The sequence below is a fragment of the Priestia sp. Y58 genome (assembly GCF_029522095.1).
Classification (GTDB): Bacteria; Bacillota; Bacilli; order Bacillales; family Bacillaceae_H; genus Priestia; species Priestia megaterium_E.
Genome location: NZ_JAKWFL010000005.1, coordinates 25,172 through 49,050, shown reverse-complemented (window position 1 = coordinate 49,050; position 23,879 = coordinate 25,172). Strand labels below are relative to the sequence as shown.

Genomic DNA, 23,879 nt, shown 5'->3' with positions numbered 1-23,879 from the left:
CATTAATCACATCATGTTCGGATATTTGAGTAGATCATAAAATATACGGCATCGTTCCGCAATATGTGAAGAGATTCCCGCTGAAATTAGATCGTTCTAATAAAAATTTATTAGATCGTTCTAATTAGAACTTTCTATTAATCTTTTTAATTCCACTAATAAAAGTTTTACGGAAAGGATAAGAGAACAAGTAAATAGCTAGAGGATTAGGTTTTCAGCATTGCCATCTTTCAACTTTAGTTCAGGCAGACTTTATGTAAGTAAGCAATTGTAAATGGGATCTGAGCAAAGAAATATTTCATAAAAATGAAAGCGCATACTTAAAATCTTATGAGTGAGGGAAGATAATGAAAAAACATCGTTGGTCGATTGTATTCTTGATTGCGGTTGGTGTAGTTGTAAACTATTTTGATCGAATTAATATGTCCATTGCTATGCCATTGTTACAAAAAGAATTTAACTTGACAGCAGGTCAGATGGGGATTTTCCTATCAGCATTTGCATGGTCTTACGCTTTACTTCAACTTCCTATAGGGCCTTTGCTAGATAAAATAGGCGTAAAATGGGTAACGCGTGTAGCGACTGTGATATGGACAGTAGCTTGTCTTTTAACTGCAGTAGCAAATGGATGGGGGTTAATTATTTTATCTCGAGTGCTGTTAGGAGTTGGAGAAGCACCATTCTTTCCATCTGCTGCCAAAGCAGTTAGCCATTGGGTTCCGCGTCAGGAACGCGGAAAAGCTATAGCAGCTTATGATTCTCAATCCAAACTTTCCAACGCCATCGGGGCGCCTATATTAGCACTAATTGTAACAGAGTGGGGCTGGCGAGGCGGTTTCTTAGCAACTGCTATTCTTAGTTTCATATATGCTATTGTTTATTGGATCTGGTATCGTGAACCTCATGAAGATGAGCGTTTAACGAAAGAAGAATATGACTACATTGTTCAAGGCGGTTCTCAAAGTTCAGAAGAAGTTAAAGGCAGTGCAATGGAGAACATTCGATATTTGCTAACTAAAAGAAAAGTCTGGGCAGTATTCATTGGGTTTGCGGCATACGGCTATTCATGGTTTTTGTTCTTGACTTGGCTTCCTGGATATTTAGCGACAGAAATGAACATGTCTATTTTAAAATCAGGCTGGTACTCGGCTATACCTTGGATTGTAGGTACCATTACTGAAATAGTAATCGGGGGCTGGCTTGTTGATCGTCTTATTAACAAAGGGTATAACCGGACGCGTGTCAGCAAGTTTTTTCTAGTAATAGGTATGGTATTTGGTTTGTCAATTATTGGGGCAGCGTTTACTCACAGTGCGAACGTAGCTGTATTTTGGATTTCAACAGCACTTGGAGGTCTTGTTGTCACATCTGCTGTTGCCTACAGCATTCCTACATTTATTGCACCAAAAGGAACGGTAGGAACATTAACGGGACTTTTAACATTCGGGAATAACTCAATGGCTATTGTTGCACCTATTACGACTGGGTTTATTGTTCAGGCCACGGGTTCATTTATGTATGCTTTCCTTTTAGCAGCTGCTTTTTTAGTGATTGGAATTTTAAGCTATACGTTCTTATTAACAGATTTAGACCCGATTGAAAGCAAAGAGTCTATCCTATTAGAAGAAAAAGAGTTAACTTTAGAAAAATAAATAATCTTAATATTTTGACTAATGATATCCGTTTTTAACATATCAAAGGAAATCTACTAATTAATTATCTTAATTAAGCATACAAACAGTTATTACCGGAGGGGATTCAACGTGTTAACCAAAAATTATGGACCTTTAACAGGAGTTCAAATACTAGATATTTCTACTATGATTGCTGCTCCTTTTGGAGCTACTTTACTAGCGGACTTGGGGGCGGAAGTAACCAAAATTGAACTTCCGGGAAAAGGAGATACGCTTCGGACTGTAGGGCCTTGGAAAGGGACTGAACCCTTAAGGTGGCCCGGACTTGCCCGCAATAAAAAGTCTGTTACGCTGGACATTCGATCAGAAGAAGGAGCAGAAATTTTCAAAAAGCTAATTAGTGGAGTAGACATTTTAATTGAAAATTTTCGCCCCGGTACACTGGAAAAATGGAACTTAGGATATGAAGAGCTTAAAAAAGTTAACCCTAAGCTAGTAATGGTGCGCGTATCAGGTTATGGACAAACAGGTCCTTATCGAGAAAAAGCTGGATTCGGTACACCTGGTACAGCATTTAGCGGACATACTTATTTACAAGGATATTCAGATCGTCCGCCCGTCAGTCCTTCTTACTCTTTACTAGATTATGTAACGGGCATATATACCGCGTTCGCTTGTGTAAGCGCTATCTATCATAGAGATGTACACAAACAGCCGGAAGGTCAAGTAGTAGAAATGGGATTATATGAATCTATTTTTCGAATGATGGAGTTTTTAATCGCTGAATATGATCAAAACGGAAAAGTAAGAGAGAGAAGCCCTGGACTTGCAGGTCACTCAAGCCCTGCAGGCACATATGAAACAAAAGACGGAAAGTTTGTTGTATTAGTATGTAGTACAGACTCTACCTTTGATCGTCTTGCAGAGGCAATGGAAAGAAAAGATATGTTAAAGGATCCGCGATACTATACAAACGTAGAGCGTCTAAAGCATGATCATGAAGTTCAGGAAATTGTGTCAAATTGGATTAAGTCCTTCACTCAAGACGAGCTGCAGGCAAAGTTAGATTCATTTGGTGTGCCAGTTAGTCCTATCTACAGCATTGAAGATATATTTAATGATCCTCAGTACAGAGAACGAGAAAACATTGTAGAAGTAGAGCACCCCCGCCTAGGAAAAATTAAGGTTCCGGGAGTAGTGCCAAAGTTTTCACATACACCGGGAGCAATTCGTCATCGTGCCCCTGAATTGGGAGAACATAATGAAGAAATTCTAGGCGGGAAACTGGGGTTATCAAGTGAAGACTTAGCGGTGTTAAAAGAAAAGGGGGTTATTTAATGAATACTATTCAAAAAATAGAATTACCGGAAAAAGTCATAATCTGTGAAGTAGCTCCAAGAGATGGGTTTCAAGCTGAACATGAGTGGATTCCTACAGAAGAAAAAATATCTATTATTCGTCAGCTAGCCAAGACAGGCATTCAATCAATGGAAATTACGTCTTTTGTACATCCGAGAGCGATTCCTCAGTTAAAGGATGCCGAGCAGGTCGTAGAAAGTGTTCAAGATTTAACAAATATCAAATTTCGCGCGTTAGTGCCGAATGTAAAAGGTGCACAGAGAGCCATTGACGCCGGAGTGAAAAAGTTAAAGCTTATGCTTTCAGCTACAGATTCTCACAGCTTATCTAACGCAAATTGTTCTGTAGAAGAAGCCCAAAAAGGTTTTTACCCTATTATCGAATTAGCAGAAAAGCATAACGTTAAAGTGGGAGGTTCAATTTCGGTAGCGTTTGGATGTCCTTATGAAGGTAAGGTTGCTATAGAACGCATTTCTTCTATTGTAGAACGATACAGAATGATGGGTGTCGAAGAAATTTCTTTAGCGGATACAACGGGGATGGCAAATCCTCAGCAAGTGTATCGTATACTAGGGTTTCTTAAACAAAATTATCCCGGCATTATTTTCTCCATGCATTTGCACAATACGAGAGGAATGGCATTTTCTAATGTAGTAGCTGCTTTGCAGCAGGGTGTTATTCATTTTGATAGTTCTATTATCGGTTTAGGAGGGTGTCCCTACGCTCCAGGCGCCACTGGAAATATAGCTACAGAAGACCTGGTTCATGGATTAAGTGAAATGGGAATTCATACGGGCATTGATCTTAACAAGCTTATTCAAGCAGCAAAAGAGGTAAAGCACGTAATTGGTCATGACGGTGGAAGCTATATGCTACAAGCAGGTCCTTGTTCAGAACTTCATGCCAAGCCAAAGGTTCAAGAGAAATTAGTATAACTAAGCCGTGAACATGATAGCCTTTTAGGAGGTGATGGAAGCGTTTAAATTAAAATAAATTAGATCGATCTATTTTCCTCTCATGTAAAAACGTTCAGGCCTTGTTTTATATAAAAGTTTGTTTAATAAAAATGAAAAGTTGGTGCTAAACATGATAGAAACTATTGAAAAGAAATCACAGCCTTATATTAACGGTGAATGGATTATTGAAGATCGAGAAGTAGCATTAATAAAAAACCCCTATTCTGGAGAAATCATAGGTGAGCAGCTATTAGCGAATGAAGAAGATGTTGAAAAAGCATTAGCATCAGCATATGAAGCAAAAAAACATGTTGTCGCCCTTTCTTCTTACCAGCGTTCTAAAATTTTAAAGAAAGCGGCTCTATTACTAGAACAAGAGAAGGAAAAATTTGCTCGACTTATTTCTTTAGAATTAGGAAAGCCTTTGAAAAATACGCTGGACGAAGTGGCCCGTTCAATCGAAACATTGGAACTGTCAGGGGAAGAAGCAAAAAGATTGATTGGTGAAACATTGCCTGGCGACGTTTCAGAACGAGGTGCACAAGCTATTGCATCTACTTTCCGAGTGCCCGTTGGTGTTGTAGCGGCTATCACACCGTTTAACGCTCCTTTAAATCTTGTATGCCATAAAATTGGGCCGGCTTTTGCTGCTGGGAATAGCGTTATTTTAAAGCCATCTTCGCAAACAACTTTAATTGCAACAGAGCTCTTAAAGCTGCTGCTGCGGGCAGGCTTCCCTAGAAATGCTGTAAATATGGTGCTTGGTCGAAGACAGGTTGCACAGCAAATTGTAAAAGATGATCGTGTGAATATTATTTCATTTACAGGTGGAACAGTAGCTAGTAAAAACATCTGTGAGCTAGCTGGAATGAAAAAAGTATTGCTCGAGCTAGGAGGAAATGCTGCAACGATCGTCCATAACGACGCAGATTTAAATCGTGCTGCGGCTATGTGTGCGAAAACCGGATTTAGCAATTCTGGCCAGAGCTGTATCTCTGTTCAGAGAATTTATGTACATCAATCTGTGGTCTCTGAGTTTACCAATCTTTTAAAAGACGAGGTGCTGAAACTTAAAATCGGAGATCCTTTATTGCCTGATACGGATGTAGGGTGTGTAGTAGATGTCCATGCAGCTGAGCGAGTGACGAGCTGGATTGATGAGGCCGTACAATCGGGAGCACAAGTGATATGCGGAGGAAAGCGCCGCGGAGCTACGGTGGAACCTACCGTTCTACTAAACCCTTCTAAAGAAAGCAAAGTTATTTGTGAAGAAGTATTTGGTCCTATTATTAGTATTGTCCCGTACGGTACGATTGAAGAAGCTATTGAAGAGACAAATGATTCTGCTTTTGGTCTTCAAGCAGGGATTTTTACGAACAAAATGGATTTGGCTTATAAAGTGGCTCATTCTCTTGAAATGGGCGGTGTAGTTATTAATGGAACATCTAACTTTAGATTAGATCATTGGCCATATGGCGGAGTGAAAAACAGCGGTATTGGCAGAGAAGGCCCACGTTACGCCGTTGAAGAAATGACTGAAACGAAGATGATTGTATTAAGACTGCCTACAGAGAATTAAAATCAGATCAATATGCGGGACGTTTATAAGTATATATCGTCATTTTTATTAGATCGATCTAATTCGTTTGAATAAAGGAGGAATTTATAAAATGCCTAATCAATTTTCCCTTGCATATCTTACTGTTCTTGGATGTTCACCACCTAAAATGACGTATATGGCTGCAAAGGCAGGGTATGATTTTGTTAGTTTAAGGCCTATTTACATGGGGTTGCCTGGAGAGCCTAATTATGCGTTAGCTGAAAATAAGCAGCTGATGCGAGAAACAAAATCTGCCATGTCAGAGACAGGAGTGAAGCTCCTTGATATAGAGTTAGCACGTATCTATGAAGGAGTTGATCCAAAACGTTACTTACCTGCAATGGAAGCAGCTGCTGAACTTGGAGGACGTCACGTCCTTAGTAGCATTTGGACGGACGATCGCAATTTTGGTATCGAATGCTTTGCTGAACTCTGTGATCTAGCTAAGCCTTTTGGGTTAACCATTGAATTAGAATTTGTTCCTATTGCGAGCGTATACAACCTTAAAGGCGCAATGGATGTTCTTTATACGGCTAATCGTGAAAATGCAGGTCTTATGATTGATATCCACCATTTTCATCGATCAGGAGATAAGGTGGAAGATTTGGACGACGTGCCTCGTGAGTGGTTTCGCTATCTTCATCTTTGCAATGCTTCTGCGGAAATTCCAAGTTCAAAGGAGGAGATGACTCGAGTTCTTAGAGAAGAACGATTGTATTTAAATGAAGAAGGTATTGATGTTGCAAGTATTATTAATCGTATCCCGCAGGTTCCTTATTCCATAGAGTTGCCAAATGTAAAACGTGCCAACGAATTAGGGTATGAAGAGTTTGCGCGTCAATGTTTACAAACTGCTAAACGATACTTAGATAAACATCCGCGCAAGAAGTATGTTTCTCATCAAGATCAGCTGCGTTTTCATTCTACACGATAGGTGCTTGTATACCCTTTTAAGTCTAACTGATGTTAGATAGTTTAACAAACTTTTAAAAAAGTAAACTTTTGTAAAAGGCGAACTATATATAATTTAATTAAAAAGATTATTCGTTTATAGTTGACTTGTAGAGAGACCTATAGTATATTTGTAGACAAGAAAAAGCTAAATACGGTTCACTCATATATGTTTGAGAATATGGCTCAGACGTTTCTACCTTATCACCGTAAATGATAGGACTATGAGTAAAAAGTGAATCTAGGTTCCCATTTTTACGTTAGTAGAAAGTTTGGTCCAAGCGATTCACATATTCACTTTTGAAAAGAAGTGGATATGACACCGAAGGGATAAAAGCCCAGGCGGGTAGGTTTTTGCTCATTGTATTTGAGAGACCTGCCTTTGTTTGGGCTTTTTCTTATGTGTCTATTTACAGTATGAGCGAGTGATGGAAATTTCTTGTTTGTATCTGCATTGCTTTCTGGGGAGAATAGCGATGCAAAGCATGAAATCACTCACTGAAGCTTTATCTGTAAGCCCTCATTTAACCATGGGAAGTACATTCTATCTATTTTCTAGCATTTTTTCTTTGATGAGCAGCGTGGGGACGCTGCTCTTTTTTTTGTTCTTGCTTTTTTCTCTGTAAATAAAGGTCTCTAAAGAGAAGGTGATTTGCGAAATTTGGCGAATTAATGCTTTAAACAATAAATGATAGAGAAGATAAAGCGGTCTATGAAAAATGAAGAAGTTGAAAAATTGAGGAGGGAATTATGTTGCTTCACTTAATTAATGTTCGTTTGCCAATTATGCACGATCACGCTCTTTTTGAAGTGAAAATTTCAAATGGAATGTATACTTCTATCGTTTTACAAAACGGTTACCTTGAAGGTGACGAGTTTTTTCCGCTGCACGCAGCCGTGTTAGGAAAAGAAACTTCACTTGATGCACAGGGCCGTGTGCTATTACCAGGATTTGTAGATATGCATATGCATTTAGACAAAGCTCATTCGCTTCCTCAAGTGCCAAATATATCTGGAACTCTTCAAGAAGCTATTAAAAATTACAGCAGCAGCCTGCCGGCATTTCCAGAAGAAGAAATTAAGCAGCGAATGTTAAAAACTGCTTTGCAAGCATTAGGTAACGGTACGACTACGATTCGAACGCATATTGATTTTGACTGCAGCATGGAAGAAGATAGTTTATTTCGAAGTTTACAAGCGGCTGTCGAAGTGAGAGATGAATTAAGCCCGTATATGGACGTGCAGGTTGTTCCGCTATTCTCTAACTTAGACATTGATGATATGAGTAAAATGAATAAAATCGAGCGAGTATTCGACCTTGAAATCGATGCGATTGGAGGCTGTCCTCATTTAGCTAGAAATCCAGAAAAAGAGATTGATGCTCTGTTTTCGCTGGCTCAAGCCTATAATAAACCTCTTGACTTACATGTGGATGAAAGCGATGATCCATCTGTTGATACAATAATTAATATTGCTCATAGAACAATTGAATTAAATATGGAAGGAAAAGTGGTAGTGGCGCATCTTTGCTCGCTTGTAGGAATGACTGATGCAAAAGTGAAAGAAATCTTAAACCTTTTGAAGCAGGCGAAAATTGGAGTTGTCACATTACCTGCTTCTAATTTATATTTACAGGGAAGAGAAGATAAAGGAATTGTAAGACGAGGCGTAACGCGTATTCGTGACATACAAAAAGCAGCGATTCCGATTGCTACTGCATCTGATAACGTGAACGACCCCTTTCATCCGTTTGGAAAAGCAGACTTGCTGCAAGTAGGGTTACTAACTGCCTATGCTGCACATATGGGAAGTCCGGATGATCAGCGGCAGTTGCTCCGCATGATTACAAGTATACCAGCTCGGCTGATTGGAAAAGAAAAGTATGGAGTCGAAGAAGGAAACGAAGCAAACTTTGTTCTATTAAATGTGCAGTCTATACAGGAAATATGGACTGAACTTCCTGAAACTCGCTTTGTTTTCAACAAACATCGCTGGCTTAGCGTAAAAGAGACGCATCAGCGGCTCGCGGATACGAACTTGACTAACCTTTGGCAGGAAAACCAAATTTTAATTGGTTAAAAATGAGGTTGAGACATAACTATATCAATTTAATCTAAAGACGAACAAATAGTATAAATCATCTAATAGATATCACTACTTGTTACACCGCTGTTGATTTCCGTGCAAGACTTCGCTTTCCGCGGGCGGCCGGTGAGCCTCCTCGTCGCTTGCGCTCCTGCGGGGTCTCACCTATTCCGCTTTTCCCGCAGGAGTCTGCGTCTTGCCCTCCAATCAACAGCTAGAAGCAATTATATACATGAATCCTACGTGCACCAGCCTAATGAAAAGATCCGAACGAGTTGGATTCTCCATCAAAAATCCACTTCGTTCGGACCTTCCTTCAACGAATATACTCTTCTCTGTGCCTCATCTCTATAAATGTTTTGTTTAGCTCTGGCGTCCTAAAGTAGAACGTGATTGTACTTTTGCCACTCGAATGCCTTTCTTTAAGCGTATTGTACTAAGTTTTAACATCAGAAAAGCAATGCCTACTGAAAAGATAATTATAAGAGCAATGCCTATTAGATAAGTTATAGCAGGATGTGCCATTTTAAATGAAAGCAAATTAGAAACTAGACCAGCTATGAAACCAATGAATCCACTTCCTGCAAGTTCGTCTGCAAATACTTTAAATGAAGAAGGGAGGTTTAGTAAAGCAAATGGAATAAGGGCAATAAATAAATACACATAGGCTAAAATTGCTAAGAGAATCGACACACCAAATGTAAGACGGTTCTGAGGGTTGTTAGGGTTGTGTTTAGCACCAATGGTACCTAACCAAATCCCGATACTGCTAATTCCAACGGTTAAAATTCCTTTTAGCAAAATACCACCAATTATTTGTAAAGCAGACCAATGAATGAACAAGCCCAGAACAATTTCAATAGTTGATAGCAGGATGAAAGGAAGCAGCCAGCTGATCCACAGCTTACCTAGTGCGAGTTGCCAACTTGAAATCGGCAGACTTTTTATAAGTGAAGCTGTTTCTGCTTCACGTGCGATGGAAGAGGCAGACATTGATCCGTTAAAGAGAGCGTAAAAGAAGAGGAAAAAAACTTGTACGCCGAGCCATACGTTATCTTTATAAGAAATTAAATTCTCTAAAGTAGCTCCACTTTTTAAAAAACCAACGGCAGGAAAGATAAGAAAGAATACAAAAGGCATAAAAACGAGCCATTCTCGCAAATCTCTTTTTATGTTTTTCCAGTCTGTCAAACCAATAACCATAATCGGATGATGAACTTTATACTTTTTGCTTGATGAAATTTTAGCTCTCTTTTTTGCTTTTCCTTCACTTAAACGAACCCATCCAGTTCTAAAACCTTTCTCCACTAAAGAAGAAGATAAGAGAATACTTAAAAAAGCTAACACCATAATACTTAACGCCGGTACAAAAGCATGAACAGATCCTTTAGCACTTGAAGTTATCGCTATGCTTGCCCAGTGAAAAGGTGTCCATGTAGGAAATAAGGGAAGGCCTGCTATTGCTTTTTCAAAAGGTGCTCCATTAGAACTAAAATTAGGAAGTTGAAATAATACATACACAATGACACCTGATAAAGCACTCATGGCTGTCATAAGTTCGTTTGCTCTCTGTGCAGGAATGAGTTGAACCAATATAAGGTTAAGTAAATAACAAAGAGAAAGTCCAGTTACCACTGTACTTAATAAAACTGCAAATGAAATAATGTAAAATAAAAAGTTAGTATGAACTCGAATACCGTATACGATAAATGGTATATAAAATAGAAAAAACATTATCAACGGTGTAGAAAGAAAACTCTTAATATATTTTACCCAAAAAAGCTGTTTTGTCGGAATGGGCAGTGTAAATAAAAAAGATAGGTCCAAAGAAGAATACAAGTTTTTAAATACCTGTGGGATCCCCGTTAAGACCAGCATCCCTATTAATAATAAACAGCTATAAGAAAATAAGCTGCCCATCAGCTCAAAAGAGAGAGAGGGTGCGATTCTCCATACGCCTTTTGATAAAAAATACACAATAAGAGCAATGAATAAAGTAGAAAACCCAACCGTGGCGTATGCCTGTTTTTTAGAAGATCTAAAATGATTAAGAAGTAGTTTTCCTTCTGTTTGAAGCAAGAGTTTCATCATTGAATTTCACCGGCTTTTGCAAGTTCTTCTATGATGTTTTGCTGCTCTTCATTGCCTGTTAAATTGAGGAAAATGTCTTCGAGGGTAGACTGATCATTGTTCGCTTGCTCTCTAAGCTCTTTCATGGAACCTAAAGCAATAACTTCTCCATCTAAAATAATGCCAATTCGATCACAAAGCTGTTCAGCAATTTCTAAAATATGAGTAGTGATAAAGACCGTTACGCCATTATCGCAAAGTGTACGTAATAGATTCTTCAGCGTTCTTGCGCTTTTGGGGTCAAGTCCTACAGTTGGCTCGTCCAAAAAAATAATTTCAGGGTTATGTAAAAGCGCTCCGCATAAGGCTATTTTTTGTTTCATGCCGTGTGAGTAGCCTTCAATGAGTTCATGTGCTCGTTCTTCTAGCTGAAAAAGGCTTAGCCATTTATTGGAGCGTTTCTCGAATTCATCAGCAGATAATTTAAAAATAGAGGCAATAAACTGTAAGTATTCCATACCAGTGAGTTTTAAGTAAAGTGTAGGTTGATCAGGAACGTAGGCGATTTTTTGTTTTGCTTCAACAGGGGACTCCCACACATTAATTCCGCACACATTAATAGAGCCGGAAGAAGGTTCTAATAGTCCTGTCATCATTTTAATAGTCGTTGTTTTTCCTGCACCGTTAGGGCCTAAAAAGCCGAATAGTTCGCCAGTTTCTACGGTTAAATTAATGTTTTTTACCGCTTTGTACGAACCGTAACTTTTAGATACATTTGATAGTGAAATAGAGTGCATCTTTATCCTCCTCATTTGTTTTTCTACTATCATATACGATTGAAAAAGGATAAAGTTTCATAAAATGTAATAAAAAATCCAAAAAAGAGCATAAAAAGAAGCTGTCACATTAGTGACAGCTTCTTAATCAATTACTTTTGAACGTTAGCAGCTTGTGGTCCACGAGCTCCATCTTCGATTTCAAATGTAACTTCTTGACCTTCTTCAAGTGATTTGAAACCTTCGCCTTGGATAGCTGAGAAGTGTACGAATACGTCGTCTTGTCCTTCTACTTCGATGAATCCAAAACCTTTTTCTGCATTAAACCATTTTACTTTACCTTGTACCATTGTAGTACCTCCTGTGTGGAAAATCCACGAATATATTACTATCTCTGCTCAATTTCAATAAGAATCACTTTAAAGAAAGTCTTTCTATTTGTTAACACCGAACAAGAAATAATATACCTAGTATAACACTTTTTTATAAAAAAGAAACCTTTTTTCATAAAAAAGTACTCTGAGATAAAAATAAGTTGAAAATATGGATATATTTTGAAATAGTAAACAAGCTATTGTTTTGTGGATTTTTAGCAATCCCTAAAATCTTTTATCTCGTAAAAAAAATGAATAGCGAGGTTGACAAATTGAATAGATTGTAACTATAATGGTTACAACAAGCTGATAAGAATTAGCAGTGCTATAAAAAGCTCAAATTTTTTTGTGTCATATGTAACTATAATGGTTACAACTAAAATAAAAGGAGAGAATAAAAATGAAAATTGGTGTTATTGGAGCAACAGGAAAAGCAGGTCAATTAATTATGGAAGAAGCAAAACAGAGAGGACATGAAGTAACAGCCATTGTTCGAAATGCTTCTAAACTAAAAAATCAAACAAACGTAATGGAAAAAGATATTTTTGCCATTACTTCAAAAGACATTGAACAGTTCGATGCTGTGGTAGATGCATTTAATGCACCTCCTGGAAGCGAACAGCTCCACGTTGAGTCTATACAATCACTTATTAAAGTATTTCAAGGTGTTCAAACGCGACTCGCAGTAGTGGGCGGAGCGGGAAGTTTATTTGTAGATGCAGAAAAAACAACGCCTTTAATGAGCACAGAAGGTTTTCCAGCAGCTTATTATCCAACGGCTTCAAACATGGGAAAAGGTTTAAAAGAACTTGAAAAGTCGACTATAAATTGGACTTATTTAAGCCCATCAGCCTTTTTTGATGCAGAAGGTGCTCGCACGGGAGCCTATCAATTAGGAAAAGATCATGTGATCACAAATAGTCAAAATGAAAGCTATATTAGCTATGCTGATTACGCGATTGCTTTAATAGATGAGTTAGAGAATAAAAAACATGTGAATGAACGTTTTGCTGTAGTGGGTGAGAAAGCATAAGCTGACGTTTGAATCATATTGAGAAACAGCTTACATTTGTTGTGAGCTGTTTTTTATATAGAACAAAATAGATATAAAGCAATGGAAAACGGTATAGATTTTTTATTATTTCTTCGTTTTTCTTTTTAAAAACGATACAATACAACATAGATGATAAAAAGGAGATGAAAAGATGATTCGTTTTGGCGTAATAGGAACAAACTGGATAACAGATCGATTGTTAGAATCAGCTCAGTATGTAGACAACTTTCAGCTTGCAGCTGTTTATTCTCGAACTATTGAAAAAGCAGAAGAATTTGCAGGTAAATATGATATTCCTCATATATTTACTGATTTAGAGGAAATGGCAGCGAGTGCGGAAATTGATGCAGTGTATATTGCTACTCCAAATGCTTATCATGCGGAACAAGCTATCTTATTTTTGAAAAATAACAAGCATGTACTGTGTGAAAAACCGCTCGCAGCTAATGCAGCAGAAGTAACTCGCATGATTCAAACAGCCAAAAATCACAAGGTGTTACTAATGGAAGCGATGAAATCAACCCTTCTTCCCAACTTCCAAGTGATTCAAGAGAACTTACATAAAATTGGTCCAATTCGGAAATACGTTGCATCTTACTGTCAGTATTCTTCTCGTTATGATAAATATAAAGAAGGTATCGTGCTTAATGCCTTTAAGCCAGAGCTTGCCAACGGTGCACTAATGGATTTAGGCGTATATTGTCTTTATCCTCTGATTACATTGTTTGGAGGGCCTCATAAAATAAAGGCAACGGCGTTTATGCTAGAATCTGGAGTAGATGGAGAAGGGTCAGTTGCTTTAGAGTACGAAGATCGCGAAGCGGTCATCATGTATTCTAAGATTACAAATTCGCATTTACCAAGTGAAATTCAAGGAGAAAAAGGCAGTATGATTATTGACAAAATACATACCGCTGAAAAGGTAGAAATTCGATACAATAACGGACGTGTAGAAGAGTTAACGGTCGATCAGCCTTATCCTGCTATGTACTATGAAATAAATGAGTTCGTAGAGCTGTTAAAGCAAGGAAAGACGGAATCGGACACAAATTCGTATGAAAATTCGTATCTAACAATGCGCGTAATGGATAAAGTACGAGAGCAAATTGGTCTTGTATATCCAAATGATAAGAAGTAAATAACAGAGGCTGGAACAAAAATAGTTTAGTTGAAGGATAATCCGACCGAGTTTGATTCTTGATGTAGAATCAAACTCGATCGGATTTTTTCGTGGGTGGGGTAAAAGCAGGTTTCAAGTAACAAGTAGTGATGCTTATTAGATGATTTATACCATTTGTTTGTCTCTAACTTGGATTCAAATCGTTATGTCTCATTCTCTTTTATTGTGGTTATAAAGAGCATAATTGAGATTCGAAATCTTGCTGCAGCACACTTTAAAAGCAAATATGTTGAAATAGGGGAAGTTTTTTAGTATCTTCTATGTTCATTCATCCCTGCATACATAGGATTGATCAAGGGAAAGAATAAAAAGAGTGGAAAATATTCGATAATCAATCCTAGATTAAAATGATTATAAAAAAGTATTGACTATAATAATAGCTCGTGTATAATAAAGAGTGTAATCAATAGTTATTCCTAGTTTATAATGATACTAATAATCGTTATCAAATAGTAAATAGCGCTGATTGCATTAAAAATAATACATACAAGCATAAGCTTGTGAAATATATTGCACAAGGAGAGGTTTTGACATGGCAGAACGTATGGTAGGAAAACAAGCACCACGCTTTGAGATGGAAGCGGTACTTGCAAATAAGGAGTTTGGAAAAGTAAGTTTAGAAGAAAATATGAAAAATGGTAAATGGACAGTATTATTCTTCTATCCAATGGACTTTACATTCGTATGTCCAACAGAAATTACAGCTCTATCAGATCACTACGAAGAGTTTGAAGATCTAGACGCTGAAGTTGTAGGTGTTTCTACAGATACAATTCATACTCACTTAGCTTGGATTAACACTGATCGTAAAGATAATGGACTTGGAGATTTGAATTATCCATTAGCTGCAGATCCAACGCATGCAGTAGCGCGTGATTACGGCGTATTAATTGAAGAAGAAGGTGTAGCGCTTCGCGGATTGTTTATTATTAATCCAGAAGGTGAATTACAATACGCAGTTGTAAACCATAACAACATCGGTCGCAGCGTAGAAGAAACGTTACGTGTACTTCAAGCACTTCAAACTGGCGGACTTTGCCCAGCTAACTGGAAACCAGGTCAAAAAACACTTTAATAAATAGCGGTGGAGTAGAGGGGAAATTCCTCTACTGCTGCCATTAAAATAGAAAAGATAGTTTTCTAATTATAAAAGACTGAATATTCAGTCTTATTAATATAGAGGAGGATTTTAACATGAAATTACGTGAACAAATGCCTGAATTAACTGGAGCAACATCTTGGATTAACGACGAAGTAACAAAGGAAGATTTAGTAGGTGATAAAGCAACGCTTATCCACTTTTGGTCAGTAAGCTGCCATTTATGTAAAGAAGCAATGCCTGAAGTTAATGATCTTCGTGATGAGTATGATGATCAATTGAATGTTGTAGCTGTTCATATGCCTCGTTCGGAAGATGACTTAGATATGGGTGTTATTGAGGCAATGGCAATGGGACACGATATTACTCAGCCAATTTATGTAGACAGTGAGCATAAGTTAACAGACGCTTTTGAAAATAAATATGTACCAGCATATTATGTATTTGATAAAGAAGGTCAGCTTCGTCATTTCCAAGCGGGTGGAAATGGAATGCCAATGCTTCGCAAACGTATCAACCGCGTCTTAGGCGAAGAATAATCTCTACATGAAGAAGAAATAAAAAGGGCCGGGATAAAAATATTTTAGACGAAGTTAAAAACGAACCACTGATCAACATGTTTGATTAGCGGTTCGTTTTTTTTTGCTATGCTGAACGTAGATTTCATCTGTTTCGTTCCTATAGCAGTTGATTGGAGGGCAAAGCGAAGTCTTGCACGGAAATCAACGGCCGTGTCACAAGCGGATCAGCTCATGTATCCTATTTGTGCGTCTTTAAATTAGATTCATTTCGTTATCTCTCAATCTCTTTTTTTATTTTTTACTGAGTCATTTCAATCATTAATAAGCCTTTCATCATATTGACATAAAAAACCTAATATAGTTAAATTTATATAAGAACAAATGTTCGTTTTAGTGTTGTTATTTTACTCTTTTCTCCCTTTTTAATAAGTATAAGAAAAAAAGGAGGAGATTTGCACAATGACTCAGCTCTATTCGCAGCAAGAAAAGCAGCACGACAAAGAATGTACTTTTCATACATTTCTTACAAACCACAGCGCAACTCTTCAGACTCATATAATGAATACATTTTTGACACCAGAACGCTATGAGCGATTACAAAAAGCGGTTGTTAAAAATGATACAAAAGAACAAAGACTTCTAAACAAAGAATTTCATCAGTTTTATAGCGAAGTTAGATTGCTTCATTATATTAACAAGCTTTGCAGACATTATTCCAGAGATGTTATGCGTGTAAAAGAAAAAGAGCGTTCTTATATTCCTCTTCGCCTGCAGCAGCCGGCTCTTCTAGATGGAAATCGAACAGTTGAAGATATGCTAGGAGTACAGGACGGAGCTGTATGGGAGCATGAATTTTTAGGAAATCAACTTGAAAATCGTATGCTTCATCATGCATTTCGCCAATTAACGGCCAAGCAGCAGTGTATGCTGCACTTGATTATTGTCGAACGCTGGACTCATAAAGAAATCGCTGCTTATTTTTCTATTTCTCAGCAAGCGGTTTCTAATCATTATCAACGTGCGCTAAGCAAGTTAAAAAAAATTATGAAGGTGAGTGATAGATATGTTTGATCCTCAGTGGCTTCAACTTGTTGGAAACGTAGGATTTCCCGCTGTCCTTTCTTTTTATTTATTACTGCGTGTAGAAAATAATATAAAGCGACTTGAAGAAAAAGTGGAAGAATTAACAACTGACCTAAGAAAGAAGTGAAGAAATGGAAACTCTATACGAACTTGTAAATAAAGTGAAAGCTGGAGATGAAGAAGCATCAAGGCGTTTATTAAAAAAACTGGAACCCAAAATAAATAAAGCTGTTCAAAGCTTTTCACTGCATGATAGAGACGACGTAAAGCAAGATTTAAAGGTTAAAATTCTTTCCGCTGTTAAGACCTTCGATTTTTCTCAAACGCCAGGTCTTTGGGAATTTTTACATCAAAAATAAAAAAGAGCGCTCGTTTTATCGACGCTCTTTTTTTATTTTTGTCGCATTTCGACTACTTACATTTCAGTGGAACATTCAAAAAACAGAAAATGGATAAATATTTTAAAAAAGGTAAAAGGTGATGTGTACACATAGAGTTTAGTAGTATACTAACAAGTAGAATTTCTTATGTGAAAAGAGGGAAGTCGTTTCTTTCGTATAGAGGATTGTCTGCAACGAATATAGTATAGAAGCGTTTTATTTAATGAAGAAAAAAATAGTGCTGTTCGATAAATCAAACAGCACTATTTATAAAAAAGCAGCAGTAAACAAAACGTAAGCTAAGAAGCCTATTGTTTTTTGTTTTAGCTTTTGGAAAGAGGTGAAGAATAAAGTGAGTCAGCTTCTCTTTAATATTACGCTAATTATTTCTTTTTTGTTTGCTGCGAGTATAGTTCGAGAGCAAATTATTTATAGAGTAGAAGGAATAAAACGGTACAAAATGTATCGCTTAATTTATTACGGATGTTCTTACGGACTATTAGGCAGCATTTTAATGATATATACAATTAAAATAGATTCTACTATTATTCTTGACCTTCGCTTTTTAGCGGTGACAATTGTTTGTCTTTATGCAGGAATGGTACCCGCTGTTATTGCGGCTTGTATTATAGGGGTAATGCGTTTGCTTTTGTTTGGAATTACGGAAAGCGGAATAATAGGGGCAGCTACAATTATTGTAATGGCTTTACTGTCTGGGTGGACGGTTCGCTTACCTTATCGTCCATTTATTCGTTTTCAATTAATGAATTCGATCAGCTTGCTTTGCGTATTTTTCTCATTGTCCTTTCTTTTTAAAGATATCAAGCACGCTGCTACAACTATCATCTATTTACTGCCTGCTTCTTTTATAGGTGGGGGTTTAGTGTATCTGGTAGGCAGATATATATATGTATCCCGAGTAACGACAAGTCAGCATAAAAAGCTGTCTAAAATGTTTTCGGTTATGGTTCAAAACGCAAAGACTGGTACCATGATTGAAACGCCAGAGCGCGAAGTAGCCGTTATTAATCAAACTTTTTGTGACATGTTTGATATACCCGGACCTCCTAATCAATACATTGGATTGAAAAGTAATCAGCTGTTTTTATCTCACGCTCCTATGTTGAAAGATCCTGCTAGGTTTTTAAAAACGGTAGAAAGCACTGTTTATTCAAAAGAGTCAATAGTAGATGAAGAAATTACGTTTATTAACGGTAAAATTTATGCGCGTGACTACATTCCAATCTATGAAGGTCATGTGTATATTGGCCACTATTGGGAATATCGAGATATTACGGAGAAAAAGAAGGCTGAGTGTGATCTTCGCAAAGCCAATAAAAAGCTTGAAATGCTGTCCATGAAAGATGGCTTAACGGGTCTGAACAACCGCCGATCTCTTGATAAACAGCTGGAAATGGAGTGGGAATACGCACAGAAAGAAAAAGAGCCGCTTTCTTTTCTCTTATTTGATATTGATTATTTTAAAGCATATAACGATACCTATGGCCATATTCAAGGAGACGAATGCTTAAAAGAAGTAGCGAATATCGCTAAAAGCGTTGTCTTTGACGAATCGGCTTTTGTCGCAAGATACGGAGGAGAAGAGTTTGGTATATTGCTTCCTCGAGCTAATCAATATGAAGCGATAAAAATGGCAGAAGCTATTAGACAGCAAGTGGAGCAGCGTGGAATTGTCCACCAGGCTTCTGAAGTGTTTAAGTGTATCACAATCAGCGTTGGAATAACGACGGTCGTTCCATCCGAAAACATACCGCCGATTTCAATTATCCATGGAGCAGATCAGGCTTTATATGAAGCAAAGCGTACGGGTCGAAATCGAATTTCAGTATATTCTCACCACAAAGAAGCTGACTCAAACGTTTGAGTCAGCTTTTAAAAGAGATATAAGCATCTTATTTAGGAGGGGCTTTTTCTTTTTCGTCTTCTTCCATAATTCCTTTTGTAGCATTTTTAAACTCTTTTAACGTTTTTCCAGCAGCTTTGCCTAATTCCGGCAGTTTCTTTGGACCAAAAAGCAATAGAGCGACAAATACAATTAAGGCAATTTCTCCAAACCCAAGGTTCATTGTCATCGTCTCCTATTTTTTGAAAGTGTTTACAAGTTTAGTATAGCATGAAAAGAGGGGAAGTAGTACACCCTTATCCAGTGATTTTAAGGCCGATTACACCTGCTACAATACAAAAAATAAATAAAATTCGACGCATATCTTTTGCTTCGCGAAAGCAAAGCATGCCAAGAAGTACGCTTCCGGCAGCTCCTACGCCCGTCCATATACCGTAAGCTGTTCCAAGAGGTATTTCCTTTAACGCTAAGGAGAGAAAATAAAAACTTCCTGCACCGAAAAGGATAAATCCAATCGAAGGAAACAATCGCTTAAATCCATTTGAAAGTTTTAAGAAAATCACAAATCCCACTTCGCAAAAACCGGCAGCTATTAATGCAATCCAAGCCATGTTAAGATTCCTCTCTTTCTGTTTCTTCAGTAGAAATTAACTTTAAACCGATGATTCCAAAGATCATTAATCCTAAAAATAAAATCTTTCCAATATTTGCGCCTTCGTCTAAAACGGTCATTCCAAGTATCGCTGTGCCAGCAGCTCCTATACCAGTGAACACTGCATAAGCTGTTCCCACAGCAATTTTTTTTAAGGCATTTGAAAAGAAATAAAAGCTGATGACAATTGTGACGATCGTAATGATTGTTGGAGTTAATTCAGTAAATCCGTGTGAATATTTTAAGCCGATTGCCCATACAATCTCGAGCAAACCAGCGATAATAAGGTAAATCCAAGCCATTTTAATTCCTCCTTACATAATAATAAGCCCTTTTTACAGGGCCTATTTAGCACGTATGCCTTCCCAAAATATTGTCCAAGCATCGTGGATTTTTTGGTCATAATACTCTGGTTCATAATAAAAGCGCTGAATGAACAGTCCGTCGGTTAAACAATAAAAGCTATTGATATACAAATCAATGGGACGTTCAATTATTTCGCCTTCAGCCATTCCCTGTGTAAAAATAGCATGCAGAATTTGATCAGACAATCGTTCGCTTCTTAAGAAAATAGCTTTTACTTCCGACTGCAAATGTTCAGGTGGAAACAAAATAAGACGACGGTACATCTGGCCAAAAGAATCTTTTTCAATCATCGTGCAGAAATCTACAACAAAGCAGTGAAGCTGTTCTTTAGCAGACTTTGTTTTATGCTGTTCGTATATAATAGATAACTTTGTTAAAAGTAAATTCATTAAATCATGCACGGTTAGTAAAAATAAGTCGTCTTTGTTCTTAAAATGAGCGTACAGGGAAGGTTTTTTTATGCCTACTTTTGATGAGATATCAGCAAGCGATGTTTCTGTATAGCCTTTTTCTCCAAAGAGCTCCATTGCTGCAGCTCTAATTTTTTCTACAGTTGATAATTCACTCAAGAAAAGCTCCTCCTCAATCTAACTAACGGTCGTTAGGTAAAAGATATCAAATATAAAAAAAAGAAGCAAGGGAATCGCTTCTTTTTAATGTATTTTCACTAAATGACGCTGAGTTAGAAATAAAGAGAAGATAAAAATAAGCTCAAACGTATTTGTTACGGCTGTGCTTGGTATAGGAATTGACACGGCACTTCCTATAATCATCACGGCTACTCCAATCATCATACTGCTCCACCTGGTCTTGCGAAATAAGGAAATTCCAACGAAAAGCAAAATAATCGCCACAATGAGAACCATAAGAGGGGGACCGGATGATCCCACTAACGTATAGCGAACAATGCCATATTCACGTACAACTTCCATGCGCTGACTAATCGTCTCGATTATTTCATAGCCGATTAAGGCAAACGTAGTTAGCAAAAAAAGAATGCCGGCCACAGGTTTTTTAGCCCATGTAATCGTCGAGTATTTCGCTACGCCATAAGCAAAGAGCACCAAAGTAGGGGTAAATAAAGCGTGAAACCAAAAGCGAAGCATGCTGAGTGAACGTAAAGTATCGCCTTCACCGATAAATGAACCAATCCCAATCATTATATTATCGTAAATTAGTCCAGCTATTACTAAAGGAAGAAAAAGCATGTAAAACGGCGAAGTGTTTTTTCGTACTACATATATGCTAAAGAAAAACAGGACGATATAGCAAAAAGAAAATAGAAAATAAAGGATTGTATCAACCATTGTTTTCCTCCTTTTGGTGATACTTCTTCTTTTTATGATAACATCATATGCCAAAAAAGTGAGAAATCATGCATTTTTCTAGGCAATCTTATCGGACAAAAGCTACCTTTATCGGTAGAAAGATTCAGAAAATATTGAAATAAAAATAGGAAAAGAGGCCATAGTCAAGAGATTTAGATTTACTGAATTGATTATTAAATAAAGGGAATCTATAAAACAACAACAAAAGAACTAGGAACATATGGAGTCTAAATGCTTATATAATTAGAAAAAAATATTTAATGTCCTTTCTATCTAAGTAAGTTAAATGTAAGCGGAAAATGATAAGAAAATGTATTTTTTTTACTTTTATATCTATCTATCATCCTTACAAGTACGGTTGTTAGACAAATTCAATTGGTATATCCATAAAAAGTAATTAATGTAATAAAATATATTTTATCCCATCTTTATATTACAAAACGTTTTCTAAAGTTAAGAAATTTTTAATTACGTAATATTTCCGTGTGTTAACTGTAAGAGTGATGTATAAAATATTCCTGTTGTTATGGTAAAAAAAGGTACGTATGGGATTTTTCTAGGTAAATAAACTTTAGACCTATTCTGTAAATTTTAAATAAAACGATGAGTTTTTAATTCTGTGAATAGACAATCGGAATTGTAAGAATATATAACATTTGAGCTATTGACCACTAATGAGCGCAGATGATAGTTTTAGAGCTGTTGAAATTGGTACTCGAGTCCATTTTTCAAAGCAGGTGTTTTAGCAGCATGCTAGCGCTGTTAATTGATTAGCTCCCATACATATATATAGGGAGTGAAACTATGAAATCGTATATCTATCATTATGAATCAAAAGCATTCATAACGTATCCAACAGGAGAAGTTTGGAAGGAGAAGAATGAAACATGATCTTAATTATCCTATGCTGCCTATTTTTAGTAGGGTATGGCGTTTGGGAGTATCGCAGACATTTACGCAAGCTGCATTCAATTCCTGTACGAGTGAATGTTAATGGTATTCGCGGAAAATCCACCGTTACACGATTGATTACAGGTATTGTAAAAGAAGCAGGTTATAAAACAGTAGGGAAAACGACAGGAACACAAGCGCGTATGATCTACTGGCATACAAGTGAAGAAGAACCAATTATTCGTCGTAAAGAAGGTCCGAACATTGGAGAACAGCGACGAGTGGTAAATGAAGTTGCCGATATTGGCGCGGAAGCTCTTATTTGTGAATGTATGGCGGTACAGCCTGATTATCAAATCACATTCCAAAATCAGCTGATTCAAGCCAAGGTAGGCGTTATTGTAAACGTACTAGAAGATCACATGGATGTAATGGGTCCAACTCTAGATGAAGTTGCTCAAGCGTTCACTGCTACTATTCCTTATGATGGCCACCTTGTTACGATTGAAGGCCCATATTTGGAATACTATAAAAAAATAGCTGCAGAGCGCAACACAAAGGTTATTGTAGCTGACAATGATAAAGTATCTGAAGCGTATTTACGTGAATTTGATTATATGGTTTTCCCTGATAATGCTTCCATCGGTTTAGCAGTAGCAGAAGCACTTGGTATCGATGCTGAAACAGCGATGAGAGGAATGCTAAATGCCCAGCCTGACCCAGGAGCTATGAGAATTACAACGTTCGGCGATGAAAAAAATCCAGCATTTTTAGTAAATGGATTTGCTGCCAACGACGCTTCTTCCACGCTTCGTATTTGGGAACGTGTAGATTCAATGAACTATAGTGAAAAGCTTCCTATTGTCATTATGAACTGCCGTCCGGACCGTGTAGATCGCACGGAGCAATTTGCTGAAGATGTAATGCCATACATTGAAGCGGACGTAATGATTGCAATTGGTCAGACGACCTCACCAATCGCTGCTGCACACCAGAGAGGCGAATTGCCAACAAAAGAATTCTGGGATATGGAAGGCGCTTCTACAGAAGAAATTTTAGAGCGCATGAAGCCTTATTTAAAAGATCGTATTGTATACGGTGTCGGAAATATCCACGGTTCAGCCGAGCCGCTTGTTGAAGCTATTATTGAAATGAAAAAGATGAGAAAAGCAGTTTAATCTAGGAGGCCATTTCATGTTCGGATCAGATTTATATATTGCCCTTGTGTTAGGGGTTACACTAAGCTTAATTTTCACAGAAAAAACGGGCGTATTGCCAGCCGGTCTTATCGTACCGGGGTATTTAGCTCTTGTATTTGATCAGCCAATTACCATTTTAATGATTTTCTTAATTAGTATTTTAACGTATGTTATCGTCGTGTACGGAATCTCAAAAGTAGTTATTTTATATGGACGTCGCAAATTTACAGCGATGTTAATTACGGGTATTGTGATTAAAGTTGCATTTGATTATTTCTTCCCGATCTTGCCGTTTGAAGTGTTTGAATTACGCGGAATTGGTATCATTGTACCGGGCTTAATTGCAAATACAATGCAAAAGCAAGGTCTTCCTTTAACAGTTGGAACAACGGTTTTATTAAGTGGTGTAACATTTGGAATTATGCAAGTTTATTATTTATTTTAATACACAAACAAA

At 37.3% G+C, this 23,879-nt stretch carries 25 protein-coding genes and 1 riboswitch; of the genes, 16 read left to right on the top strand and 9 right to left on the bottom strand.

Annotated elements, in window-relative coordinates; translation table 11 throughout:
- The first annotated feature begins 347 nt into the window (after nucleotides 1-347).
- The 6 genes from MMB68_RS16155 (at nucleotide 348) to MMB68_RS16130 (ending at nucleotide 8,579) form a co-directional block, all read left to right on the top strand.
- Nucleotides 348-1,652 carry an MFS transporter gene (locus MMB68_RS16155; RefSeq protein WP_013081988.1) on the top strand — a complete coding sequence of 435 codons (1,305 nt, stop codon included), beginning with the start codon at nucleotides 348-350 and terminating at the stop codon, nucleotides 1,650-1,652.
- A 111-nt stretch (nucleotides 1,653-1,763) separates the two neighbouring features.
- On the top strand, nucleotides 1,764-2,972 hold the full coding sequence (locus tag MMB68_RS16150) for a CaiB/BaiF CoA transferase family protein (RefSeq protein WP_014461331.1): 1,209 nt from the start codon (nucleotides 1,764-1,766) through the stop codon (nucleotides 2,970-2,972).
- A complete protein-coding gene (locus MMB68_RS16145; protein WP_264408920.1) occupies nucleotides 2,972-3,928 on the top strand; it encodes a hydroxymethylglutaryl-CoA lyase in 957 nt (318 codons plus the stop codon). The genes MMB68_RS16150 and MMB68_RS16145 overlap by 1 nt, the downstream gene beginning before the upstream one ends.
- A gap of 151 nt (nucleotides 3,929-4,079) precedes the next feature.
- A complete protein-coding gene (locus MMB68_RS16140) occupies nucleotides 4,080-5,528 on the top strand; it encodes an aldehyde dehydrogenase family protein (protein WP_277549184.1) in 1,449 nt (482 codons plus the stop codon).
- Between the two features lie 91 nt (nucleotides 5,529-5,619).
- The gene (locus MMB68_RS16135) at nucleotides 5,620-6,483 is read left to right on the top strand and encodes a sugar phosphate isomerase/epimerase family protein (RefSeq protein WP_264408922.1); all 864 of its coding nucleotides are present in this window, start codon (nucleotides 5,620-5,622) and stop codon (nucleotides 6,481-6,483) included.
- Between the two features lie 160 nt (nucleotides 6,484-6,643).
- Nucleotides 6,644-6,745: riboswitch (purine riboswitch) on the top strand.
- A gap of 505 nt (nucleotides 6,746-7,250) precedes the next feature.
- Entirely contained in the window at nucleotides 7,251-8,579 is a 1,329-nt protein-coding gene (locus tag MMB68_RS16130; protein WP_269870526.1) for an amidohydrolase family protein, read from the top strand.
- A gap of 82 nt (nucleotides 8,580-8,661) precedes the next feature.
- Here the strand turns inward: MMB68_RS16130 and MMB68_RS16125 are convergent, their stop codons facing one another.
- The 4 genes from MMB68_RS16125 to MMB68_RS16110 form a co-directional block, all read right to left on the bottom strand.
- On the bottom strand, nucleotides 8,662-8,796 hold the full coding sequence (locus tag MMB68_RS16125; RefSeq protein ID WP_264408924.1) for a hypothetical protein: 135 nt from the start codon (nucleotides 8,794-8,796) through the stop codon (nucleotides 8,662-8,664).
- Between the two features lie 152 nt (nucleotides 8,797-8,948).
- Entirely contained in the window at nucleotides 8,949-10,676 is a 1,728-nt protein-coding gene (locus MMB68_RS16120) for a putative ABC transporter permease subunit (RefSeq protein WP_277549183.1), read from the bottom strand.
- On the bottom strand, nucleotides 10,673-11,452 hold the full coding sequence (locus MMB68_RS16115; RefSeq protein ID WP_269870527.1) for an ABC transporter ATP-binding protein: 780 nt from the start codon (nucleotides 11,450-11,452) through the stop codon (nucleotides 10,673-10,675). Before MMB68_RS16115 ends, MMB68_RS16120 begins: the two co-directional genes overlap by 4 nt.
- A 131-nt stretch (nucleotides 11,453-11,583) precedes the next feature.
- Nucleotides 11,584-11,781, bottom strand: coding sequence for a cold-shock protein (locus MMB68_RS16110; protein ID WP_013055689.1), 198 nt, complete (start codon nucleotides 11,779-11,781; stop codon nucleotides 11,584-11,586).
- Nucleotides 11,782-12,205: 424 nt separating this feature from the next.
- Here MMB68_RS16110 and MMB68_RS16105 point away from each other — a divergent pair, with 424 nt between their 5' ends.
- The 8 genes from MMB68_RS16105 (at nucleotide 12,206) to MMB68_RS16070 (ending at nucleotide 19,007) form a co-directional block, all read left to right on the top strand.
- Nucleotides 12,206-12,838, top strand: a complete 633-nt coding sequence (locus MMB68_RS16105) for an NAD(P)-dependent oxidoreductase (protein ID WP_221783933.1) — start codon at nucleotides 12,206-12,208, stop codon at nucleotides 12,836-12,838.
- 172 nt (nucleotides 12,839-13,010) lie between these two features.
- Nucleotides 13,011-13,997 (top strand): Gfo/Idh/MocA family protein, encoded by a 987-nt coding sequence (locus tag MMB68_RS16100; RefSeq protein ID WP_277549182.1) that lies wholly within the window; start codon nucleotides 13,011-13,013, stop codon nucleotides 13,995-13,997.
- A 574-nt stretch (nucleotides 13,998-14,571) separates the two neighbouring features.
- The gene (locus MMB68_RS16095; RefSeq protein WP_014461319.1) at nucleotides 14,572-15,114 is read left to right on the top strand and encodes a peroxiredoxin; all 543 of its coding nucleotides are present in this window, start codon (nucleotides 14,572-14,574) and stop codon (nucleotides 15,112-15,114) included.
- Nucleotides 15,115-15,233: 119 nt separating this feature from the next.
- On the top strand, nucleotides 15,234-15,677 hold the full coding sequence (locus tag MMB68_RS16090; protein ID WP_013055693.1) for a TlpA family protein disulfide reductase: 444 nt from the start codon (nucleotides 15,234-15,236) through the stop codon (nucleotides 15,675-15,677).
- 441 nt (nucleotides 15,678-16,118) lie between these two features.
- On the top strand, nucleotides 16,119-16,730 hold the full coding sequence (locus MMB68_RS16085) for a sigma-70 family RNA polymerase sigma factor (RefSeq protein ID WP_264408929.1): 612 nt from the start codon (nucleotides 16,119-16,121) through the stop codon (nucleotides 16,728-16,730).
- Entirely contained in the window at nucleotides 16,723-16,869 is a 147-nt protein-coding gene (locus MMB68_RS16080; protein ID WP_013055696.1) for a YvrJ family protein, read from the top strand. Before MMB68_RS16085 ends, MMB68_RS16080 begins: the two co-directional genes overlap by 8 nt.
- A 4-nt stretch (nucleotides 16,870-16,873) precedes the next feature.
- Nucleotides 16,874-17,101 carry a helix-turn-helix domain-containing protein gene (locus MMB68_RS16075; RefSeq protein ID WP_014461317.1) on the top strand — a complete coding sequence of 76 codons (228 nt, stop codon included), beginning with the start codon at nucleotides 16,874-16,876 and terminating at the stop codon, nucleotides 17,099-17,101.
- A 373-nt stretch (nucleotides 17,102-17,474) separates the two neighbouring features.
- On the top strand, nucleotides 17,475-19,007 hold the full coding sequence (locus MMB68_RS16070; protein WP_277448200.1) for a diguanylate cyclase domain-containing protein: 1,533 nt from the start codon (nucleotides 17,475-17,477) through the stop codon (nucleotides 19,005-19,007).
- A gap of 28 nt (nucleotides 19,008-19,035) precedes the next feature.
- Here the strand turns inward: MMB68_RS16070 and MMB68_RS16065 are convergent, their stop codons facing one another.
- From MMB68_RS16065 to MMB68_RS16045, 5 genes are all read right to left on the bottom strand, one after another.
- Nucleotides 19,036-19,209: a twin-arginine translocase TatA/TatE family subunit gene (locus tag MMB68_RS16065; RefSeq protein WP_013055701.1), complete on the bottom strand. Its 174-nt coding sequence runs from the start codon at nucleotides 19,207-19,209 to the stop codon at nucleotides 19,036-19,038.
- Between the two features lie 73 nt (nucleotides 19,210-19,282).
- A complete protein-coding gene (locus MMB68_RS16060; protein WP_264408931.1) occupies nucleotides 19,283-19,597 on the bottom strand; it encodes a DMT family transporter in 315 nt (104 codons plus the stop codon).
- 1 nt (nucleotide 19,598) lies between these two features.
- On the bottom strand, nucleotides 19,599-19,940 hold the full coding sequence (gene sugE / locus MMB68_RS16055) for a quaternary ammonium compound efflux SMR transporter SugE (protein ID WP_025749661.1): 342 nt from the start codon (nucleotides 19,938-19,940) through the stop codon (nucleotides 19,599-19,601).
- A gap of 42 nt (nucleotides 19,941-19,982) precedes the next feature.
- On the bottom strand, nucleotides 19,983-20,573 hold the full coding sequence (locus MMB68_RS16050; RefSeq protein WP_264408932.1) for a TetR/AcrR family transcriptional regulator: 591 nt from the start codon (nucleotides 20,571-20,573) through the stop codon (nucleotides 19,983-19,985).
- Nucleotides 20,574-20,657: 84 nt separating this feature from the next.
- Nucleotides 20,658-21,311: a hypothetical protein gene (locus MMB68_RS16045; RefSeq protein ID WP_264408933.1), complete on the bottom strand. Its 654-nt coding sequence runs from the start codon at nucleotides 21,309-21,311 to the stop codon at nucleotides 20,658-20,660.
- A gap of 908 nt (nucleotides 21,312-22,219) precedes the next feature.
- On the opposite strand from MMB68_RS16045, the gene pgsB reads away from it, so the two are divergent.
- Together pgsB and pgsC are read left to right on the top strand one after the other, a co-directional pair.
- Nucleotides 22,220-23,401: a poly-gamma-glutamate synthase PgsB gene (gene pgsB, locus MMB68_RS16040; RefSeq protein WP_014461310.1), complete on the top strand. Its 1,182-nt coding sequence runs from the start codon at nucleotides 22,220-22,222 to the stop codon at nucleotides 23,399-23,401.
- Nucleotides 23,402-23,417: 16 nt separating this feature from the next.
- Nucleotides 23,418-23,867, top strand: a complete 450-nt coding sequence (pgsC, locus tag MMB68_RS16035; RefSeq protein ID WP_013055707.1) for a poly-gamma-glutamate biosynthesis protein PgsC — start codon at nucleotides 23,418-23,420, stop codon at nucleotides 23,865-23,867.
- Nucleotides 23,868-23,879: the final 12 nt, after the last annotated feature.

Excerpts from the sequence above, each read along its gene's own strand:
- MMB68_RS16045 (WP_264408933.1), bottom strand. The coding sequence starts at position 21,311 with ATGGTTGATACAATCCTTTATTTTCTATTTTCTTTTTGCTATATCGTC.
- MMB68_RS16080 (WP_013055696.1), top strand. The coding sequence starts at position 16,723 with ATGTTTGATCCTCAGTGGCTTCAACTTGTTGGAAACGTAGGATTTCCC.
- MMB68_RS16140 (WP_277549184.1), top strand. The coding sequence starts at position 4,080 with ATGATAGAAACTATTGAAAAGAAATCACAGCCTTATATTAACGGTGAA.
- MMB68_RS16135 (WP_264408922.1), top strand. The coding sequence starts at position 5,620 with ATGCCTAATCAATTTTCCCTTGCATATCTTACTGTTCTTGGATGTTCA.
- MMB68_RS16065 (WP_013055701.1), bottom strand. The coding sequence starts at position 19,209 with ATGAACCTTGGGTTTGGAGAAATTGCCTTAATTGTATTTGTCGCTCTA.
- sugE (WP_025749661.1), bottom strand. The coding sequence starts at position 19,940 with ATGGCTTGGATTTACCTTATTATCGCTGGTTTGCTCGAGATTGTATGG.
- MMB68_RS16090 (WP_013055693.1), top strand. The coding sequence starts at position 15,234 with ATGAAATTACGTGAACAAATGCCTGAATTAACTGGAGCAACATCTTGG.
- pgsC (WP_013055707.1), top strand. The coding sequence starts at position 23,418 with ATGTTCGGATCAGATTTATATATTGCCCTTGTGTTAGGGGTTACACTA.
- MMB68_RS16155 (WP_013081988.1), top strand. The coding sequence starts at position 348 with ATGAAAAAACATCGTTGGTCGATTGTATTCTTGATTGCGGTTGGTGTA.
- pgsB (WP_014461310.1), top strand. The coding sequence starts at position 22,220 with ATGATCTTAATTATCCTATGCTGCCTATTTTTAGTAGGGTATGGCGTT.
- MMB68_RS16110 (WP_013055689.1), bottom strand. The coding sequence starts at position 11,781 with ATGGTACAAGGTAAAGTAAAATGGTTTAATGCAGAAAAAGGTTTTGGA.
- MMB68_RS16130 (WP_269870526.1), top strand. The coding sequence starts at position 7,251 with ATGTTGCTTCACTTAATTAATGTTCGTTTGCCAATTATGCACGATCAC.
- MMB68_RS16095 (WP_014461319.1), top strand. The coding sequence starts at position 14,572 with ATGGCAGAACGTATGGTAGGAAAACAAGCACCACGCTTTGAGATGGAA.
- MMB68_RS16145 (WP_264408920.1), top strand. The coding sequence starts at position 2,972 with ATGAATACTATTCAAAAAATAGAATTACCGGAAAAAGTCATAATCTGT.
- MMB68_RS16115 (WP_269870527.1), bottom strand. The coding sequence starts at position 11,452 with ATGCACTCTATTTCACTATCAAATGTATCTAAAAGTTACGGTTCGTAC.
- MMB68_RS16105 (WP_221783933.1), top strand. The coding sequence starts at position 12,206 with ATGAAAATTGGTGTTATTGGAGCAACAGGAAAAGCAGGTCAATTAATT.
- MMB68_RS16120 (WP_277549183.1), bottom strand. The coding sequence starts at position 10,676 with ATGATGAAACTCTTGCTTCAAACAGAAGGAAAACTACTTCTTAATCAT.
- MMB68_RS16100 (WP_277549182.1), top strand. The coding sequence starts at position 13,011 with ATGATTCGTTTTGGCGTAATAGGAACAAACTGGATAACAGATCGATTG.
- MMB68_RS16060 (WP_264408931.1), bottom strand. The coding sequence starts at position 19,597 with ATGGCTTGGATTGCATTAATAGCTGCCGGTTTTTGCGAAGTGGGATTT.
- MMB68_RS16085 (WP_264408929.1), top strand. The coding sequence starts at position 16,119 with ATGACTCAGCTCTATTCGCAGCAAGAAAAGCAGCACGACAAAGAATGT.
- MMB68_RS16075 (WP_014461317.1), top strand. The coding sequence starts at position 16,874 with ATGGAAACTCTATACGAACTTGTAAATAAAGTGAAAGCTGGAGATGAA.